General features: G+C 73.4%; 17 protein-coding genes, 2 pseudogenes and 3 riboswitches. Of the genes and pseudogenes, 6 read left to right on the top strand and 13 right to left on the bottom strand.

The genetic code is table 11. The features are described from left to right. Positions 1-251: 251 nt before the first annotated feature. Complete coding sequence (locus AC069R_RS23440) at positions 252-995, bottom strand: SDR family NAD(P)-dependent oxidoreductase (protein WP_478768757.1); 744 nt, start codon at positions 993-995, stop codon at positions 252-254. A gap of 417 nt (positions 996-1412) precedes the next feature. Here AC069R_RS23440 and AC069R_RS23435 point away from each other — a divergent pair. Together AC069R_RS23435 and AC069R_RS23430 are read left to right on the top strand one after the other, a co-directional pair. After that, positions 1413-1787: pseudogene (locus AC069R_RS23435) on the top strand (protein kinase domain-containing protein); the annotation flags it as partial. 183 nt (positions 1788-1970) lie between these two features. Continuing rightward, positions 1971-2615 carry an outer membrane protein assembly factor BamB family protein gene (locus AC069R_RS23430; protein ID WP_478768764.1) on the top strand — a complete coding sequence of 215 codons (645 nt, stop codon included), beginning with the start codon at positions 1971-1973 and terminating at the stop codon, positions 2613-2615. A 225-nt stretch (positions 2616-2840) separates the two neighbouring features. Here AC069R_RS23430 and eno read toward each other — a convergent pair. The 8 genes and pseudogenes from eno to AC069R_RS23390 form a co-directional block, all read right to left on the bottom strand. Continuing rightward, positions 2841-4101 (bottom strand): annotated as a pseudogene (gene eno / locus AC069R_RS23425) (phosphopyruvate hydratase). Between the two features lie 3 nt (positions 4102-4104). Beyond that, entirely contained in the window at positions 4105-4593 is a 489-nt protein-coding gene (locus AC069R_RS23420; protein WP_478768756.1) for an inorganic diphosphatase, read from the bottom strand. 371 nt (positions 4594-4964) lie between these two features. Next, entirely contained in the window at positions 4965-6173 is a 1209-nt protein-coding gene (locus AC069R_RS23415) for an MFS transporter (RefSeq protein ID WP_478768755.1), read from the bottom strand. Next, entirely contained in the window at positions 6170-6577 is a 408-nt protein-coding gene (locus AC069R_RS23410; protein WP_478768754.1) for a hypothetical protein, read from the bottom strand. Before AC069R_RS23410 ends, AC069R_RS23415 begins: the two co-directional genes overlap by 4 nt. A 23-nt stretch (positions 6578-6600) precedes the next feature. Continuing rightward, complete coding sequence (gene ettA, locus AC069R_RS23405) at positions 6601-8268, bottom strand: energy-dependent translational throttle protein EttA (protein WP_478768753.1); 1668 nt, start codon at positions 8266-8268, stop codon at positions 6601-6603. 41 nt (positions 8269-8309) lie between these two features. Next, positions 8310-8373, bottom strand: a riboswitch (Fluoride riboswitch). Between the two features lie 88 nt (positions 8374-8461). Then, positions 8462-9013, bottom strand: a complete 552-nt coding sequence (locus AC069R_RS23400) for a hypothetical protein (RefSeq protein ID WP_478768752.1) — start codon at positions 9011-9013, stop codon at positions 8462-8464. Then, a complete protein-coding gene (locus AC069R_RS23395) occupies positions 9010-9294 on the bottom strand; it encodes a DUF211 domain-containing protein (protein ID WP_478768751.1) in 285 nt (94 codons plus the stop codon). The genes AC069R_RS23400 and AC069R_RS23395 overlap by 4 nt, the downstream gene beginning before the upstream one ends. Before the next feature lie 142 nt (positions 9295-9436). Continuing rightward, a riboswitch (Fluoride riboswitch) is annotated at positions 9437-9499 on the bottom strand. Positions 9500-9599: 100 nt separating this feature from the next. After that, on the bottom strand, positions 9600-9803 hold the full coding sequence (locus tag AC069R_RS23390; protein WP_478768750.1) for a hypothetical protein: 204 nt from the start codon (positions 9801-9803) through the stop codon (positions 9600-9602). A gap of 514 nt (positions 9804-10317) precedes the next feature. Here AC069R_RS23390 and AC069R_RS23385 point away from each other — a divergent pair. After that, on the top strand, positions 10318-11619 hold the full coding sequence (locus tag AC069R_RS23385; RefSeq protein WP_478768749.1) for a PP2C family protein-serine/threonine phosphatase: 1302 nt from the start codon (positions 10318-10320) through the stop codon (positions 11617-11619). Positions 11620-11628: 9 nt separating this feature from the next. Here the strand turns inward: AC069R_RS23385 and AC069R_RS23380 are convergent, their stop codons facing one another. The 3 genes from AC069R_RS23380 to AC069R_RS23370 form a co-directional block, all read right to left on the bottom strand. Then, positions 11629-11781, bottom strand: coding sequence for a hypothetical protein (locus AC069R_RS23380; RefSeq protein WP_478768748.1), 153 nt, complete (start codon positions 11779-11781; stop codon positions 11629-11631). A 27-nt stretch (positions 11782-11808) separates the two neighbouring features. Beyond that, positions 11809-12033 (bottom strand): hypothetical protein, encoded by a 225-nt coding sequence (locus tag AC069R_RS23375; RefSeq protein ID WP_478768747.1) that lies wholly within the window; start codon positions 12031-12033, stop codon positions 11809-11811. 196 nt (positions 12034-12229) lie between these two features. Further along, positions 12230-12303: riboswitch (Fluoride riboswitch) on the top strand. A gap of 537 nt (positions 12304-12840) precedes the next feature. Continuing rightward, a complete protein-coding gene (locus tag AC069R_RS23370) occupies positions 12841-14817 on the bottom strand; it encodes a heavy metal translocating P-type ATPase (RefSeq protein ID WP_478768746.1) in 1977 nt (658 codons plus the stop codon). A gap of 121 nt (positions 14818-14938) precedes the next feature. Here AC069R_RS23370 and AC069R_RS23365 point away from each other — a divergent pair, with 121 nt between their 5' ends. Then, entirely contained in the window at positions 14939-15367 is a 429-nt protein-coding gene (locus AC069R_RS23365) for an ArsR/SmtB family transcription factor (RefSeq protein ID WP_478768745.1), read from the top strand. Between the two features lie 87 nt (positions 15368-15454). Here AC069R_RS23365 and AC069R_RS23360 read toward each other — a convergent pair whose 3' ends face one another. Further along, the gene (locus AC069R_RS23360) at positions 15455-15889 is read right to left on the bottom strand and encodes a VOC family protein (RefSeq protein ID WP_478768744.1); all 435 of its coding nucleotides are present in this window, start codon (positions 15887-15889) and stop codon (positions 15455-15457) included. Between the two features lie 282 nt (positions 15890-16171). Between AC069R_RS23360 and AC069R_RS23355 the strand changes: the two genes are divergently transcribed. After that, positions 16172-17158, top strand: coding sequence for a TIGR01777 family oxidoreductase (locus AC069R_RS23355; RefSeq protein ID WP_478768743.1), 987 nt, complete (start codon positions 16172-16174; stop codon positions 17156-17158). A 349-nt stretch (positions 17159-17507) separates the two neighbouring features. Next, positions 17508-18872 carry a beta-1,3-glucanase family protein gene (locus tag AC069R_RS23350; protein ID WP_478768742.1) on the top strand — a complete coding sequence of 455 codons (1365 nt, stop codon included), beginning with the start codon at positions 17508-17510 and terminating at the stop codon, positions 18870-18872. The last annotated feature ends 115 nt before the right edge of the window (positions 18873-18987 follow it).

The raw sequence follows: 18987 nt of genomic DNA, 5'->3' as shown, positions 1-18987 counted from the left end.
TGGGGGGCAGGCGGCGGAGAGAGCAGGAAAACGGGCGCAAACGGGGGGGGGGAGGGAGCCAGGCGGAAACCGCAAAAAACGGAAGGCTTTTCCCCCGGCCGCGCCCCCCCCCCCCCCCGGGGGCCCCCCCCGCCGGGTACGGAGGACGGGCCGGCGCCGTCAGCCGTTCGGCACGCCCACCGGCACCCGTGCCACACTCTCCGACCTGCCGCCCGGCACACCGCCGAGGTCACGGAATGGGCCGGTGCGGCTCAGATCGCGGTCCGGCCGCCGTCGACGGCGATGGTGGTGCCGGTGACGTAACTGGCCTTCGGCGAGGCGAGGAAGGCCACCACCTCGGCGACCTCGGAGGGCTCGGCGGCGCGTTTCATCGCGGTGGTCGCGCCCAGCGCGTCGAACATATCGCGCGCCTCGGGCCGGGTGTAGACCGGTCCGGGAGCCACGTTGTTGAAGCGGACGCCGCGAGCGCTGTACTCGGCCGTCCAGCTCTGGGTCAGCGAGGCCAGGGCCGCCTTCGTGGCACCGTAGGCCGCGGCGCCGGTCAGGCCGATGCTTCCGGCAATGCTGCCGATGCTGATCACACTGCCCGCGCCCTTCGCGGCCATCGCGGGCGCGAAGGCGGCCACCAGGAAGAAGGGCGCGCGCACATTGCCGGCGAACATGGCGTCGTAGTCGGCCGGCGTCATCTCCTCGGTCGGGGCCCAGTGCGCGACCCCGGCGTTGTTGACCAGGACATCGACCTCGCCCACCTCGGCCGCCAGCCGGTCCGCCGCGTCCGGTTCGGTGAGATCGGCCGCGACGAACCGGGCCCGGCCCCCGGCCGCGGCGATCTCCGCCACGACCTCGGCACCGCGCTCGGCATTGCGGCCCACGACCACGACGGACAGCCCGTCCGCGGCCAGCCGCCGGGCGATCGCCCGGCCGATGCCGGAGGTGGCACCGGTGACCAGCGCGGACAGGGGACGGGACGCGGAGGCAGCGCTCTGTGCGGACATGCGGAACACCTTTCGAGGCTTACGAGGCCGAGCCGCCGGGCAGGTCCGTCCGGCGGCCCGAGGACACGTCCGGGAGGACGCCCTCCCCCCAGGGAACGCAGCGCGGCCGCACGGAGGCGGTACGACACCCCGCAGGGGCCCCTGATCGGCGCCTTCGACGGGAGAGTCGCCCGCCGCCACCGGCTCACCGGCCCGGCGGGTACGGTGCGCCTTCCTGCCCGGACTCGGCCCGCTGAGCCGGTGCCACACGGCACCTCCGCCCCCGTACTCCGCCCGGCCGCCGACGAGTTCGGAGTGCGTTCTCCGTGTGTGACGCTTTCGCGAAGGGCTGCCCGGTCCGCCCGCTGCCCGGCCGGCGGTGCCCGCGCGTTCCGTATTCTGGCGGCGGGAACTGCTGGGAGGCCAGGGGAGGGGCGCGTGCCGCTGCACAAGGACGACCCGAGATCCGCCGGCGGCTACAAGCTGACCGACCGGCTCGGCGCCGGCGGCATGGGCAGGGTCTACCGGGGCAGATCGCGCTCCGGGCGCGAGGTCGCCGTCAAGGGCGTGCACGCCGAATACGCCCAGAACCCCGTCTTCCGGGCCCGGTTCCGGCAGGAGATCGAGGCCGCCCGCCGGGTGAGCGGCGCCTTCACTGCGGCCGTGGTGGACGCCGACCCGGAGGCGGAGTCGCCCTGGATGGCCACCAAGTACGTGCCCGGCCAGTCCCTCGCCGCCCGCGTCCGCGACCAAGGCCCCCTGCGCGTCACCGAGTTGCGACCGCTGGCGCTGGGCCTGGTGGAGGCGTTGCGTGCGACGATGACCCTGCGGCTGCCCTCCGCGCGACCCGCTGCTCCGGCCCTCACCGGCGCCAAGACGTCGGAGGCGGGGCCGACCGTACGGGCGTCGGTGAACTGCTCCGGGGACATGAACGGCGGGGTGCCGATCACCTGCCCGGTCTCGGTGAGGGTGTGGCGGCTCTCCACGGCACGGGAGATGCCGAAGTCGACCGCCGCCGACGACCGCCCCTACGTGGAGTGCATCGCCCGCGCGGAGGGCTCGCACACCACGAAATTCCTCGTGGTCGACCCCGCCGACGGCCGGTGCCCTCTACTGCGGCGGCAGCGCCCGCCTGCCGGAACGGATCGACGCCGCCGGCCGACAACCCCGTGCCCGGCAGCCCCGACCTTATCTACACCCGCATCGTGCGGGTCGACCCGCGCACCGGCAGGCGGACTGCTGACACCGCTGCCCGAGCGCTACCGGGGCGGCGTCCCGGCCCTGGCCCGCGGCACGCTCTACTTCGCCACCTCCAGCGGCATGGTCACGGCCGTCTCGCCCGTGACCGGGGCCAGGCTGTGGCAGAGCCACACGACCCTGGAGACGCCGGGCCAGGTCTCGGTGGACCCGAGCGGACGCACCGTGTACCTGGCCGGCGGCAGCGGCCGGGTGGCCGCCCGCGACGCGGCCCGCGGCACCCTGCTGTGGGAGTCCCCGGCCCGCGCGGAGGTACTGGACAGCGGGCTGCTGCCCACCGTGTGGTTCGACAAGGGCGCCCTGGTCCTGGCGGCCTCCGACGGCACCCTCTTCACCCTCGACCCCTCCCGCCCCTCCCGCCCCGCCGTATCCGCCCCCGGCTGACCCGCACCGCGTGCGGGGGCCGGCCCCACCTCGAACTCGGGCGGCAGCTCCATGGAGTGGAGAAGCCGCGACGGGTTGACTGGGACGGGACAGGGGAGTGCCGGACCGTACACAGTGACCGTGCCGGTGGCCTCCCGCACCGCCCTCGCCGACGAGCACCGTCCCGACCGGGCGGCGCAGACCAGCTCTCCCGCCGGTCGTAGCCGTCCTCCGCGGCCCGTCCGGTCAGTCGTCCGCGAGCCCGAACGGCAGAGAGGGGTCGGCGTCGGAGATCTCGATCAGCCGGTTGTACTTGGCGACGCGCTCGCCCCGCGCCGGGGCCCCGGACTTGAGCTGGCCGCAGCCGACGCCCACGGCGAGGTCGGCGATGAAGGTGTCCTCGGTCTCGCCGGAGCGGTGGGAGATCATCTGGGGGTAGCCGGCCGCGCGGCAGATCCGCAGCGCGTCGAGCGTCTCGGCGACGGTGCCGATCTGGTTGACCTTGATCAGGGCGGAGTTGCCGATCTTCTTGCTGATCGCCTCCTGGATGATGGCGGGGTTGGTGACGAAGATGTCGTCGCCCATCACCTGCACCCGGTCGCCGAGGCGTTCGGTCAGGCGGACCCAGCCGGGCCAGTCGTCCTCCGCCAGACCGTCCTCGATCGACCAGACCGGGTAGCGGTCGGTGATCGCCTCGTAGCGGTCGATGAGGTCGTCACTGCTCAGTGCCTCGCCCGCGACCCGGTACCGGCCGTCCGGCAGCCGGAACTCGCCGGCCGCCGGGTCCAGGGCGATCGCGACCCCGTCGCGGCCGGGCGTGTACCCGGCGTCCGCGATCGCCTCGACGAGCAGGCGCAGGACGTCTTCGGGGCGGTCGACGGCGGGAGCGAAGCCGCCCTCGTCACCCAGACCTGTGGCATGGCCGCCGGCGGTCAGCCGGGCCTTGAGCCGGGCGTACACCTCGGCTCCGGCGCGGATGGCTTCGGGCAGGCCCGGCGCGCCGAGCGGCGCCAGCATGAACTCCTGGAAGTCGAGGTCGTTGGCGGCATGGGCGCCGCCGTTGACGACGTTGAAGTGCGGGACCGGCAGCCGCGGAGCGGTGCCTGCCACCGCGGCGAGATGCCGCCACAGCGGCCGCCTCGGCGCGCCAGGCGGCGAGGGAGACCCCGATGACGGCATTGGCGCCGAGCCGGGACTTGGTGTCGGTGCCGTCCAGTTCGATCAGTGCCCGGTCGACGTCGGCGGCGCAGGTGAAACCGCGTCCGGTCAGGGCGTGGACGATCTCGGCGTTGACATGCCCGACCGCCGTCGACACGCCCTGTCCGCCGTAGCGGGCCCGGTCGCCGTCGCGCAGTTCGACCGCCTCGCGGCTGCCGGTGGAGGCGCCGGAGGGGACACCGGCCCGGATGCGGCTGCCGTCGCCCGTGGTGAGGGTGACGGCGAGGGTGGGGCGGGCACGGGAGTCGAGGATCTCGACAGCGTGCAGTCCGGTGATCCGCAAGGACATGGGTCAGGCGCCCCTTCCCGCGGCGCGGGCACGGGAGGCGTCGATCTCCGCGTACGCCTGCTCGCGTCCCTCCCAGTGCGAACCCTCGACGGACTTGCCGGGCTCCAGGTCCTTGTAGACCTCGAAGAAATGGGTGATCTCCAGCCGGTCGAACTCCGAGATGTCGGTGATCTCCTGCACCGGGGCGTACCGCGGGTCGTGGGCGGGCACGCACAGGATCTTCTCGTCCGGGCCGTGCTCGTCCTTCATGACGAACATGCCGACGGCCCGGCACAGGATGGTGCAGCCCGGAAAGGTCGGCTCGCCCACCAGCACCAAGGCGTCCAGCGGGTCCCCGTCGCGGCCCAGGGTGCCCTCGACGTAGCCGTAGTCCGCCGGATACTTCGTGGAGGTGAACAGCAGCCGGTCCAGCCGGATGCGGTGCAGCTCATGGTCCATCTCGTACTTGTTGCGGGACCCCTGGGGAATCTCCACGGTCACGTCGAACTCCACTGTTCCTCCTGCAAAAGGGGAACCGCCGGGGGCGGCTCAGGCGGGCGGGGCCGGGGGCGTCGGGACGGGTGCCGGGTGCGTTCGCCCGGACACGGCGCAGCCGTACCGACAGGGGCGGCGCACGGCGGGAAACGGCCGCGCGGGCGTCCCGGAGGCCACCGGGTGGGGCGGGGGAGTGCGGCGCGGCGGGTGCGGGCATGGCTCCTCCTGGTCGTATCCGTTCGACCAGGGACCGTCAGCGGCATGGTGCCGCGGTTGCGGTGAGCCCCATCACCGGCGCGTTCCCATAGTGTGCCCCGAAGATCGCCGCCGCAAGGCGTCCGCAGTACGCCGAACGGGCTACGCTCGGAAAGTTCCCGCCAGGAAGGGTTTCACCGGGCCCGCCTGACCACGAGGAGCAGGGGGACCGCGGCCGTTTGCAGGGCCACCGAGAAGACCACCAGATCGGTGACCGAGCGGTCGTAGAGCGCCCCCAGGGCGAGGCTGCCGGCGAACCAGCAGACGCCGAAACCGGTGTCGAACAGACCGAAGGCGCCGGCCCGGCGCCGCGGTCCGGCCATGCCGGTCACCGCCGCCTTGACCACCGACTCCTGGACCGCCATGCCCAGCCCCCACAGCAGCACCCCGGCGACCGCCGCGCCCGCGCCGCCGAGAAAGACCAGCGGCGGGAAGCACGCGGTCAGCAGCGTCGCGGCCACGACGGTCCGCACACCCCACCGGTCGAACAACCGGCCGAGCGCGAGCGCGGACAGCGCCTCGGTGGCCATGGCACCCGCGTACAGGACCGGGATCCACGGCGTGGCGATGATGTGCACCGCCCCGAAGTGGTAGGCGATGAGCGGATAGTCGGCGTAGGCGGCGGCGATCAGCCCCATGCCGGCCAGGTAGATCCAGAAGGCCCCCGGCAGGCCGCGGCGGTCCGGGGCGTCCTCACCGATCTCCAGATCGGCGGGCCGGGGGTACTGCCGCCACGCCCCCGCCAGCACGACCAGGGTGAGGACGGCCGGCAGGGTGAGCACCGCGAAGCCGGCCCGGTAGCCGCCGCGCAGCACCAGCACACCGGCCACGATGAGCGGGCCGACCATCGCGCCCGCCGCGTCCAGGGCCTCGCGCACGCCGAAGACCCAGCCGCGGCCCAGCTCGGCGGTGGCATGCGCGAGCATCGCGTCCCGCGCGGGGTTGCGCAGGGCACGGCCGCAGCGCTCGGCGATGATCAGCACGGCGGCCGTCGGCCAGTGCCCGGCCAGCGCCAGCAGCGGCACCGCCACCATCTGCACCAGATAGCCGGCGGCCGTGATCGGCCAGTACGTGCCGGTGCGATCGGCGGCGTAACCGGACACGGAACGCAGCGCGTAGCCGAGCAGTTCACCGGTCCCGGCGACCAGGGCGACGACGAGGCCGCTCGCGCCGAGCGAGCCGAGGAAAGGGCCGGTGATCCCCCGAGCGCCCTCGTGCGTCATGTCCGAGAACATGCTCACGACACCGATGAGCAGCACGAACCGCAAGGCCGCACCCCTGGCCGGGGCGGCCGAGCCGTCCGGCGCCGCCGAGGTCCGCGCACGCCGGCCGGGCGCGGTCATGAGCGCCTCCGTCGGGCCGCCGAGGCGACATGGGCGCGCGGCGGCGTCGGCACCTCGCCGGGGCAGTCGGTCACCCGGTGGTGGCCGTGGCCGAAGTGGCGGGACAGGGCGCGGGCGGCGCCGTGCAGGGTGCGGTAGGCACCGGCTTCGCGTGCGGTGTGCGCGGGTACGGCGATCCAGCGGGCGCGGTGGCCGTCGTGGTGGAGCCGGGCCCGGCCGAGGACCCGTCCGTCGTAGGCGACGACCTGGATGACCGGATGTCCGGGAAAAAGCGGGGTACAGGCCAGGCCCCGTACCCGCGCGAGTCGTCCGATGGCCTGTTCCTCGCGGAGGCGCCACTTGGCGTAGACGACGAGCCGGGCCGCGCGCAGGACCGCCACCGCCTCCTGATCGACGTATGTCATGGCACTGCGCTCCTGTCGGGCGGTCAGCCGCGAACCAGCCGGCGGTGGGTGATCCGGCGCGGGCGGGCCGCCTCCGCGCCCAGCCGGTCGAGCTTGTTGGCCTCGTAGTCGGCGGAGTTGCCCTCGAACCAGAACCAGTCGGCGCCGCCCTCCCAGGACAGGATGTGGGTGGCGACACGGTCCAGGAACCACCGGTCGTGCGCGGTGATGACCGCGCAGCCGGGAAAGCCGAGCAGCGCATTCTCCAGCGACGCCAGCGTCTCCACGTCGAGATCGTTGGTCGGCTCGTCCAGCAGCAGCAGGTTGCCGCCCTGCCTGAGCGTCAGGGCGAGGTTGAGCCGGTTGCGTTCGCCCCCCGACATCACGCCCACCGGCTTCTGCTGGTCGGCGCCCTTGAAAGCGAACGTGGCGACATAGGCGCGCGAGGGCATCTCCACGTCCCCGACGCGGATGTGGTCCATCCCGCCGGACACCGCCTGCCACACCGACAGGTCCGGGTCCAGTCCCGCGCGGTTCTGGTCCACGTAGGAAATCCGCACCGTGTCGCCGAGCCGCAGGGTGCCCGCGTCGGGCCGCTCCTCGCCGGCGATCACCCTGAACAGGGTGGTCTTTCCGACCCCGTTGGGCCCGAGTACCCCGACGAGGCCGCCGCGCGGCAGGGAGAACGACAGCTCCTCCATGAGCAGCCGGTCGCCGAACCCCTTGCTGAGGCGGTCGGCCTCCAGCACCAGGCTGCCCAGCCGCGGACCGGGCGGGATCTGGATCTCCTCGAAGTCCGGCTTCCGCGCCGAAGCCGCCTCGCTCGCCAACTGCTCGTAGCGCTGCACCCGTGCCCTGGACGCCGCCCGGCGCGCCTTGCCGCCGGAGCGCACCCAGGCCAGCTCCTCGGCCAGCCGCTTGCGCCGTTTGGCGTCCTTGCGGCCTTCGACCTGGAGCCGGGCCGCCTTGGTCTGGAGGTAGGTGGAGTAATTGCCCTCGTAGGGGTAGGCGTGGCCCCGGTCGATCTCCAGGATCCACTGGGCGACGTTGTCCAGGAAGTACCGGTCGTGGGTGACGGCGACGACGGTGCCGGGGTAGTCCGCCAGATGCCGCTCCAGCCAGGCCACCGACTCCGCGTCGAGGTGGTTGGTGGGCTCGTCCAGCAGCAGCAGGTCCGGCTGGGACAGCAGCAGCCGGCACAGCGCCACCCGCCGCCGCTCACCGCCCGACAGTTCCACGACCGGTGTGCCGGGCGGCGGGCAGCGCAGCGCGTCCATGGCCTGCTCCAGCCGGGAGTCGAGATCCCAGGCTCCGGCGTCGTCCAACCGCTCCTGGAGCAAGCCGAGTTCGTCCAGAAGCGGCTGTGTCTGCGCGCCGCCGGCCTCCTCGAGACGGGTGGTGACCTCCTCGTACCGGCGCAGCGCGGCACGGGTCTGCGTGACGCCGTCCTCGACGTTGCCGAGGACGGTCGCCGTGTCGTCGAGCCGGGGCTCCTGTTCCAGGATGCCGACGCTGACGCCGGGCGCCGGGGCGGCGTCGCCGGCGGTGGGCCGCTCCCGTCCCGCCATGATCCGCAGGACGGTGGACTTGCCCGTGCCGTTCGGTCCCACGACACCGATCCTGGCGCCGGGCAGGAACGAGAGGGTGACGTCGTCGAGGATCACCTTGCCGCCGCGGGCCATACGGGCCTTGCGCATCGAGTACACGTACATCCGCGATGCCTCCGGAAGCCGGGCGTCGGAATCGGCGGCTGGTGCTCGCAGAGGCCATCAGCACGGAACGTGCGCTCAAGGGCGAGCCTCATCGCCCGTCTCCGTCCATGGTGCGCCCGCCCGGCCGGCCCGCGCCAGCCGGCCAGGCCACCGGGGCCACCGCCCTGAGCACGCGGGCGCCCCGCGCACCCGTTCAGGCGATGTGCAACCACACGCCGATCCATGTCACGGCCACGCCGCCGCAACCGAGCACAGCCGCCCACCGCACGGGACCGCCCGCGAAGAGGCGCCCCAGGACCGCTCCCAGCACGGTGAGGGCGACGACGGCCAGCACCACCACGATCCACGACAGGTGCGGCGCCGCCGCTCCGGCCAGCAGCGGCAGCGTCGCCCCGGTGAAGCTCGCGGTGCAGGCGATCACCGTGGCGGTGAGCGCGCGCGTCAGCGCGAGCCGGCCGAGCCGGGTCGTGGCCAGTTGTCCCCGCCGCGTGAGGTTCAGCTGCCGCGAGGCGCGGATCAGATAGGCGCGGCGGTCCGCGTAGTCGGCCACGAACACCGCGAAGGCCGCCGTCGTCAACGCCACCAGCCCCACCCGCAGCGCCAGCGAGACGCCGACCGGCGCACCCGAACCCACCAGCGACGCGGCGGCGAGCGTCAGCGCGTTGAGCAGGCCGTCCACCAGGCCCAGGACCAGCGGGAGCATGGACCGCGCGGCCAGGACCCGCAGACCGCGGGCCGGGGTCATCGCGAACGCGGCTTGTTGTCCAGCAGGTAGGCGCCGGCCACGACCTCGTCGACGCTGTGGACGACGGCACCGGTGTGCTGGATCGCCTCGGTCAGCGCGCCGACGTCGATGTCGTCGCCCTCCACGGTGACGTTCGTGCCGACGGTCTCGATGTCGATCTCGGTCACCGCGATGTTGACCGCCTTCACTCCGGACACGGCCTCGATCACCGACGCGAGGTGGATCAGATCGGGTTCCTCGACCGTCTTGTCGACGTCCAGGACCAGCCGTCGTACGGGCATGTCCGACTCCTTCCGCCGGAGCCGAGGAGGTGGGCGCGGCGCGATCGCGGACGACCTCGGGCCGGCGCGCTCGGGAGCGGCAAGGCGACGGCACCTCCTGGCTCGTGACCGTCGGCGGGCAGCCGCGGCGGCTGCCCGACCGGGAGAGGTAGAGGCCATCAGCACGGATGTGCGGTCAAGGGCGAGCCTCATCGCCCTCTCCATGGTGCGCCATCCCGCCCGCGTCCCGCCAGGACCGCCGCGCCGACAGCCACTCCGCCGGCCGCACCTGAGGGGCCGTGAGCCGTCGCCGTCGGGGCGCCGGGTCACTCGGACGGGGGTCGTCGGCGCTCCACGACGGGAGCCCTGAAGACCAGGACGGCCCAGCCGCCGTATGCGGGGCGGAAGACGGCGCGCGCCGCCACGCCCCGCGCCCACAGCCGGTCGGCCTCCCCGGCGGCGGCCCGGCGGGCGGCGGGCCCGGTCCCGTAGCGCAGGACCCGGGCGACCGGATCGCCGAGACCGCTCATGGGCCGCCTCCGGACCACCGCGGCGACCGGCCCTCCGGTGTGCCTACGACTACCCCGGCTGACGGACCGTCCTCGCGCCCCCGGCCTTCGCCCATCCGGATCACCACCCTCGTCGGGCAGGGACCGTCGGCGGCGGTGTGCCGCGGTTGGCGGTGGGCCCCTCCACCGTCCGTCTCACCTGCACGGTACGACACGGCCGGCCGGATTGCCGCCTCGCCCGGCGGCCGGTGGCCAGGGCGCGGGGGCGGATTGCGCGCCGCGTCGGCGGGGCATCGGTGCGTAGGGCGGTGACGAGGCGCGCCGTCGGCCCCCGGCCCGCGCCGCGCTGACGGCCCCCACCGTGAGGGGAAGACGCGGTCACGGTGTGCGATCATCCGGCTCAGGGAGCCCTGCCGGGTGCGGACCGGCCCGCACCCGCTCGGACGGGAGCCGCACCCGCACGGACGGGAGCCGAGGTCGCCCGCCCCCTGCCGGCCGGGCGGCCCGCCGCCCCAGGGACGCCGGGAGGAGCGTCATGAGACGAGAGCCGACGCCGGCTGCGGCAGCGTCGTCCGAAGCGCTGCCGCCCGAGGTCGCCGCGGCCCGGCTGCGGCTGCTCGCCGACGTGAGCCGCGCGCTGGCCTCCGGGCTGGACGCGAAGGAGTCGCTGGGCAGACTCGCCCGGCTGGTCGTGCCGCAGCTGGCCGACGCCTGCGTCGTGGACGTCGTCGAGGGCGAAGGCGTACGGCGGCTCACGGTCACCGACCGGGACACCGACCGGGCGCTGCGCGTACTGTCCGGCGGCCTGCTCCCCGGCCCGGACGACTCGGCCTGCGCGCTGGCGAAGGTACTGCGCGGCGCCGGCCCCGTCCTGGTCACCGACTTCGGCGAACCCGACCCGGCCGACCCGCTGCGCGCCGCCCAGTGGGCCCTGTACCGGGCACTCGGCGCCCACAGCGCGCTGATCGTGCCCATGCGCGTACGGCGGCAGGAACTGGGCGCCCTCACCTTCGTCCGCCGCGCCGGGGCCCCGGCGTTCGACGAGCAGGAGCAGGCGCTCGCCGCCGACCTCGGCCACCGCGCGGGCCTCGCCCTGGACAACGCCCGGCTGTACGCCCTCCAGGAGCACACCGCCGAACAGCTCCAGCTCTCCCTCCTGCCCGACCTGACCGGCCTGGACCACCTCCAGCTCGCCACCCGCTACCTGGCCGCCCGCGAACGGGCCGAGGTCGGCGGCGACTGGTACGACGCCTTCCCGCTGCCCGACGGCTCGGTCGTCCTCGCCATCGGGGACGTGGTCGGCCACGACCTGGCCGCCGCCGTCCGCATGGGGCAACTGCGCAACATGCTGCGCGCGCTCGCCTACGACAGCGGCGGCGACGATCCGGCGGGCATCATGTGCCGCCTGGACAAGGTGATGCAGGGACTGACCGTCATCGAGCTGGTGACGGCCGTCATCGCCCGGCTTGAGACACCCGACACCGGTCCGTGGCGACTCACCTGGACCAACGCCGGTCACCTCCCGCCCCTGCTGGCCCAGCCCGACGGCCACACGCTGCTGCTGGAGGAGGGACACGCCCCCATCCTCGGGGTCGATCCCGCGCTCAGCCGGGAGTCGGCGACCATCACCCTGCCTCCCGGCGCCACCCTGCTGCTGTACACCGACGGCCTCGTCGAACGCCCCGGCGAGGACATCGGCCGCGGCCTGACCCGGCTGCGCCAGCACGCGGCGGCGCTCGCCCGCGAGCCACTGGCCGTCTTCCGCGACGAACTCCTCACCCGGATGAGCGACGTCCAGAACGACGACGTCGCCGTACTGGCCCTGCGCGTCCCCTGACCCCCGCGGTCAGGAGGCGGGGGCGGTCCATACGTCGGGACCGGCGCCGTGCCATTCGACCTGGCCGGGGTCGTCGTAACCCATGGTGCCGCCGGCCACGGTGACCCGACGGCCTCGGGGAACCGGTGGGTAGACGACGACGGTGGCGAAGGAAAGGTCCACGACGCGTCCGCTCCGCGCTCCAGCCGGCTACGGCGTGTCGGCGGGCGACGGCCCGTCGTCCGGCGCCGAGCGGCTGCGCACGGCCAGCGGCAGCCACGTACCGACGCCGACGACCAGGACGGCGATGGCGGTGACGGGCAGCGGCAGGCCGAGGAGGAGTCCGGCGGCCCCGGCGAGGACGGCGCCGCCCACCAGGCACAGCACCAGCGTGCCGACGAGCCCGGCGGAGACCTTCATACGACGGTCGGCCATGACAGCGGTCCTCCCTGCCCGAACTCCGAACAGGGACCGTTGGCGGCACGACCGCGGTTGACGGCGAGCCCCACCGCCGTATGCCCTCCCACCGTAGAAGCGCCCGCGGCACCGGACAACCGGTGCGCGGCCGGACGGGCGCCCGTCCACCGCGCGGGGGAGACGCACTTGACCGTTGCCGCGCATCGCCTGTTGACTCGACCCCGGCGATGGATCCCGCCTGGACTCCGGTCCGAACCGCCCCCCTGGGCTGATGGTTCCTGACGACGTCAGGACGCATGCCCTCGGGAGGTACGGATGCCCGCCTCATGTGACACCCACCGCTGTGCACGCGCCGCGCCGGGAAGCGCTGCCGACCCGTGTCCGTGTTCCCGTGCCGCCGCGCGGAACGGAGGGGCCGGACCCGCGAGCGGACGTCCCCCGCTCGCCTGAGAGCGTCCTTCCGGCGCGGGTCCCACCGAGGCACACACCCGCGAGCCTCTGTCGCGCGGAAGGACATGGTCGGGGGTGCGCCACCCGAGGGGGAGGGCGCACCCCCGCACCCCGACACCCACGGGGCACTGAAGGGACGAACACCTCGCCCTCACACATGAGTTGGCGGCGTGCCGTGCCCCCACCGCCGGGTACGGCCGTGCGGTGTCGCCCGCCGGATGTGGCTGGCCGTGCCCGCCCTGGTGTCGCGCCCGGTGGCTCGTACGGCGCCCGCACCGCCATGAGCCGCGCCGTCGACCGCCAACGCCCGCCGCGGGTCGGCCGTTTCGCCCGCATCCGTGGCACGGACCGCCCGGACGGCCGCGGCCCGTGGCCTCAGCTCCCGCTCCCCGTCCGCGCCCGGCGCCACGCGCCGTCCGCCAGCAGGCGCAGGCCGTTGAGGCCGACGATGACGGTGGACCCCTCGTGCCCGGCCACGCCGAGCGGCAGCGGCAGGGTGCCGACCAGGTTCCAGACGACCAGCCCCGTGATGAACACCGCTGCGATGACCAGGTTCTGCACCACCAGGCGCCGGGCCTGGCGGGAGAGCCGTACGACGGCGGGGACGGTGGCGAGTTCGTCGCGGAGGATCACCGCGTCGGCGGTCTCCAGCGCGAGGTCGGACCCGGCCCGGCCCAGGGCGATGCCCGTGTGCGCGGCGGCGAGAGCGGGAGCGTCGTTGACCCCGTCACCGACCACCAGCACCCTCCGTCCGGCCCGCGCCAGATCCTGTACGGCGGCGACCTTGTCCTGCGGGAGGAGACCGGCGCGTACGTCCGTGATGCCGATCTCCCGCACCAGGCGGGCGGCGGCGCGCGGATTGTCCCCGGTGACCAGCAGCGGCGCGGATCCGGTGAGGGCGGTCAGCGCGCCGACGGTGGCGGCCGCGTCCTCGCGCAGCCGGTCCGCGATGCCCAGCACGCCCGCGGGGATTGCGTCGACGGTGACCAGTACGGCCGTACGGCCCTCGTTCTCCCACCGTGCCGCGACCGCGCTCGCCGGGTGCGGCAGGTCGCCGTCGAGGAGCCGGGCGGGGCTGCCGACCGCGACCGGCCTGCCCTCGACGGTGGCCGTCACCCCGGTGCCGGGCGCGGAGCCGAAGTCCTCCGCCGGCGGAATGTCCAGCCCGCGGGCGTGGGCCGCGTCCACGACGGCACGGGCCAGCGGATGCTCACTGGGGTGCTCGGCCGCCGCCGCAAGGCGCAGCACCTGGTCCTCCGTCAGCCCGGAGCCGGCGAGCGCGTGGACGTCCGTCACCCGCGGGGTGCCCTCGGTCAGCGTGCCGGTCTTGTCCAGGGCGACCGCGTCCACCTGGCCGAGCCGCTCCATGACCACGGCCGACTTCACCAGCACGCCATGGCGGCCGGCGTTGGCGATGGCCGAGAGCAGCGGCGGCATGGTGGCCAGCACCACCGCGCAGGGCGAGGCCACGATCATGAACGTCATGGCCCGCAGCAGGGTCGGCCGGAGCTCGGCACCGAAAAGCAGGGGAAGCACGAACAACGCGACGGTGGCGGCCACCATCCCGATCGAGTACCGCTGTTCCACCTTCTCGATGAACAGCTGGGTCGGCGCCTTGGTCCCGGACGCCTCCTCCACCATGGCCACGATCCGGGCGATTACCGAGTCCGCCGGGTCCCGCTCGACCTTCACCCGCAGCGCGCCGGTGCCGTTCAAGGTCCCGGCGAACACCTCGTCGCCGGGGCCCTTCGCCACCGGAAGCGGCTCGCCGGTGATCGTCGCCTGGTCCACCTCGCCGGCGCCGTCCAGGACCCGGCCGTCGGCGCCGACCCGTTCGCCGGGCCGTACGAGGATCACGTCGCCCACCGAGAGCCGATCCGTCGGCACCGTCTCCTCGCCGCCGTCGTCGGTGAGCCGGGTGGCCGTGGCCGGGGCGAGATCGAGCAGACCGCGCACGGAGTCGGCGGTGCGGGCGGTGGCGACCGCCTCCAGCGCGCCGGAGGTCGCGAAGATGACGATCAGCAGCGCGCCGTCCAGCACTTGCCCGATCGCGGCGGCCCCGAGCGCGGCGACCACCATCAGCAGATCCACGTCCAGGGTCTTGTCCCGCAGCGCCTGGAGCCCGGCCCAGCCCGGTTCCCAGCCGCCGGTCGCGTAGACGGCCGCGAACAGCGGGCCCCATGCCCAGGCCGGTGCCCCGGCGAGGTACAGCGGCAGCGCGACGAGGAACAGCACCAGGGCCGCGGCCGCCCAGCGGGCTTCGGGCAGCGCGAGGACGCGGGTACGGCGGCCGGGCGCGACGGTCTCGCGTGCGACGCCGGGCGGCGCCTCGTGGAGGAGAGCGGAAGACATGGGACGCGGGGTCCTTCACGGTGAGCGGGGAGGGGCCGAGGCACTGTCTGACCTCACCACCGTAGCAGGAATGAATGAAGAGACATTCATGTGTTCATTAATGGTGTCGTACGATGGGCCCATGGGTCATGGAGCCGCACCGCAGGCAGATCGCGTCCCGCGCGGCCGCCTGGACGCAACCAGCGCCGCCAAAGTCGCCACCACCCTCCAGGCGCTGGCGACTCCCTCACGGCTGCTGATCCTCGCCCGGCTGCGCGAAGGCCCGCTGCCCGCGACCGAGTTGGCCGCCGAGGTCGGCATGGAACAGTCTGCCTGCTCCCACCAACTGCGCCTGCTGCGCAACCTCGGCCTCGTCGTGGGCACCCGCAAGGGCCGCTCGATCGTGTACTCGCTCTACGACAACCACGTCGCGGAACTGATCGACCAGGCCATCTACCACGTCGAACACCTCCGCCTCGGCCTGATCGACCCCACCGGCCAACTGGCCGAACCGGAACCGGAGTCGGAGCGGCGGCCGGCACCGCAGGCGGCCCCCACCCCCTCGGCCTGACCGCTGGGCCAAGGATGTGGGGCCAAGGTGATGCGCGTGCCGCGTCAGGCCCCTCGTGCCTCGCCCGACGCGGCGCGCACGGCATGCTCAGTCGAGGCAGAACTCGTTGCCCTCGACGTCCTGCATCAGGAGACACGACTCGTTGAAGTCGTCGGCACGCAGCAGCCGCACCCGCACCGCACCGAGCGCGACCAGCCGGGCGCACTCGGCCTCGAGCGCGGCCACCCGCTCCTCGCCCACGAGCCCGGTGGCGACCCGCACATCGATGTGCACCCGGTTCTTGACGACCTTCCCCTCGGGAACGCGCTGGAAGAACAGCCGGGGCCCCACCCCCGAAGGGTCACCGCAGGCGAAGGCCGCGCCCTGCCGTTCGGCCGGCAGCGAACGGTCGAACTCGCCCCACGTGGCGAACCCCTCCGGGGGCGGCGGTACGACGTAGCCCAGCACCTCGCACCAGAAACGAGCGACGCGCTCGGGCTCCGCGCAGTCGAAGGTGATCTGGATCTTCTTGATCGATGACATCGGAGCACCATAGCGGGACCGGTCCGCGATGCAACTCCCTTTATTTCCATGGGACACGGCTGCTCCGGGCCGGCTTGGCCCCCGCTGGCCCGCCGTCCCAGGCTCGGCGGGCCGACGCCGCGTGGGCGTCATCGCGAGGTAAACCGGAACGTACGCCTCCAGCGGCCCGATGGGAAGGCTCGCGAAGGTGTGCTCCAGCTCACACTTGGGTCCGCTTTTGAACGCGTTCAACTCATTGGTCTAGGCTCACCCAGAAACGAGGGAGACGAGGGAGGGGCAGCCGTGAAGATCGTGATTCCCGGTGGCACCGGACAGGTCGGCACCATCCTGAAGCGCGCGCTCGGTGCCGCCGGCCACGAGGTCGTGATACTCACCAGACGCCCCGAGCGCGAGGGTGAGATCCAGTGGGACGGCAAGACTCCGGGGCCGTGGACCGCGGCCGTCGATGGCAGCGATGTCGTCGTCAACCTGGCCGGACGCAGCGTGAGTTGCCGCTACACGGCGGCCAATCTGCGGGAGATGATGGACTCGCGGGTCGACTCCGCCCGCGCCGTGGGCGCCGCGATCGCGCACGCCGCCCGACCGCCCCGCGTCTGGCTCCAGATGAGCACCGCCACGGTGTACGCGCACCGCTTCGACGCCCCCAACGACGAGGCCACCGGCGTGATCGGCGGCAGTGAGACGGCCGTGCCGGACTACTGGGCGTACAGCGTCGAGATCGCCAAGTCCTGGGAGCGGGCCCAGCAGGAGGCCGAGACACCGGCCACCCGCAAAGTCGCGCTGCGCTCGGCCATGGTGATGAGCCCGGACCCCGGCGGGGTCTTCGCCGTCCTGCTGGGCCTGGTCCGGCTGGGCCTCGGCGGACCGGTCGGCGGCGGCGCGCAGTACGTGTCGTGGATCCACGAAAGCGACTTCGTGCGCGCGGTGGAGTTCCTGACGGAGCGTGAGGACATCAGCGGACCGGTGAACCTGGCGGCCCCTCACCCCCTGCCGCAGCGCGCGTTCATGCGTACGCTGCGCTCCGCGTGGGGCGTGCCGGTGGGTCTCCCGGCGACCAGGTGGATGGCCGGGCTCGGCGCGTTCGCCCTGCGCTCGGACACCGAACTCCTGCTGAAGAGTCGCCGCGTCGTCCCCGGCCGGCTGACGCGGGCCGGCTTCGACTTCCGGTACCCCCAATGGCCGGAGGCCGCCGACGAGTTGGTGCACCGTACGCGGGCACGGGCACGGGCACGGGCACGGACCGGAGGCGGAGCCCTGGCGCGCCCCTGACGCACCTCACGGTTCTCCGGCACCCCTCTTGCACGTCGCTCGCCCCCGTCCGGAGCGGCGGCCCGAACCCTCCGCCGCCCACGCCGAACCCACGCCCGACGACGGCCGGGCGCAAGCGGCATCCGCCCGCTCCCGCTCCCCCCGGCCGACCACAGACCGCCGCCCTCCCGGTCGACGCGAACCCGGCGTTCAGAATCCGAACGAACCCCCTGATGCCGCCGTCCATTTGTGAACAACCCATTGACTGGCTCCGAGGAGCTTGCCACCATCACCCTCACCCGAGAGCGCTCTCAGGCTGCGTCACGGTTCGGTCTCCAGCACGGTCCCCACCCGTTCGAGGAGTGCGCCCATGCCAGTCGGCTCCGCCCCACCACGTCTCGCGCCGGAACGGCTCCGCTCCCGGCCCCACCTCGTCCTCGCGCTGCTGATCGCGCTCGTCGCGGCGCTCGGACTCACCGTCACCTCCCCAAGCCCCGCCCGCGCCGCGGGCACCCTGCTCTCCCAGGGCAGACCCGCCACCGCGTCTTCCACCGAGAACGCCTCCTTCGGTGCCGCGCAGGCGGTGGACGGCAACGACCAGACCCGCTGGTCCAGCGCGTTCGCCGACCCGCAGTGGATCATGGTGGACCTCGGCTCGGTCCAGCCCCTCACCCAGGTCACCCTGAAATGGGAGGCCGCCTACGCCAGGGCCTTCACCCTCCAGACGGCCACGGACGCCGGCGGCCCCTGGACCACCGTCTACTCGACCACCGCCGGCACCGGCGGCGTACAGAACCTGAACGTGAGCGGCTCCGGACGGTACGTCCGGATGTACGGCACCCAGCGCGCCACCCCATACGGCTATTCCCTCTGGGAGTTCCAGGTCTACGGCGGCTCCGGCGGCAGCACGCCCCCGGACGACTTCTGGGGCACCACCGACGACATCCCGCCGTCCTCGGCCGTGATGAAGGTGAAGGTGCTCAACCGGACCGGCGGCGCCTACCCGGACAGCCAGGTCTACTGGAGCTACAACGGCCAGGAGCACTCCATCGCCGAGCAGCCCTACGTCGACATCGTCGCCGCCCCCGCCCAGCGCATGTACTTCTATGTCGGCTCCCCGAACGGCCAGTACTACGACTTCATCGAATTCACCACCGGCACGGCCTCGTTCAGCGGCAACACCACACGGGTCGACGCCTGGGGGCTGCCCCTGGCCATCCGGCTGCACTCGCACAGCGGGCAGGACGTTCAACTGGGCGACAGCCAGGACCTGTTCACCATGAGCCGGGACCAGGTGTTCCAGAACTTCCAGAACTCCGTGCCGCAGCAGTTCAAGGTCCTGGCCCAGACCCAGGCGCCGTACCGGATCATCGCCCCCGGCAGTGACCCGAGCTTCAGGGCGGGCGGCGCGAACGCCGACTACTTCACGGCGTACGCCAATTCGGTCGGCGTGAACGAGCCCACCTCGAACATCTTCGGCTGCGCGGGCTCCCTGGCCGCCAACGCCGCCCTGTGCGCCGCGCTCAACCGGCACACCGCGAACCTGCCGGCCGCGCAGCAGCAGGACCCGTCGAAGTTCTACGGCGGCGACCCGGCCAACTGGTACGCCAAGTACTGGCACGACCACGCGATCGACCACCTGGCGTACGGCTTCCCCTACGACGACGTGGCGGGCCAGGCCGCCTACACCTCGATGGACAACCCCCAGTGGATGGAGGTCGCGGTCGGCTACTGACCCCAGCCACACACGCCACACCGCACACCCCCCTCCACCGGCGACCACTCCGACCGGCGGAGGGGTGCGTGCGACGGTTACGCGGCTCGGCCTCGTCCTGACTGAGCGTCAGAAA

The sequence above is a fragment of the Streptomyces sp. NPDC043952 genome (genome assembly GCF_056435325.1).
Note: the sequence above shows the minus strand (reverse complement) of the source record. Positions and strands in the feature narration are given on the sequence as shown.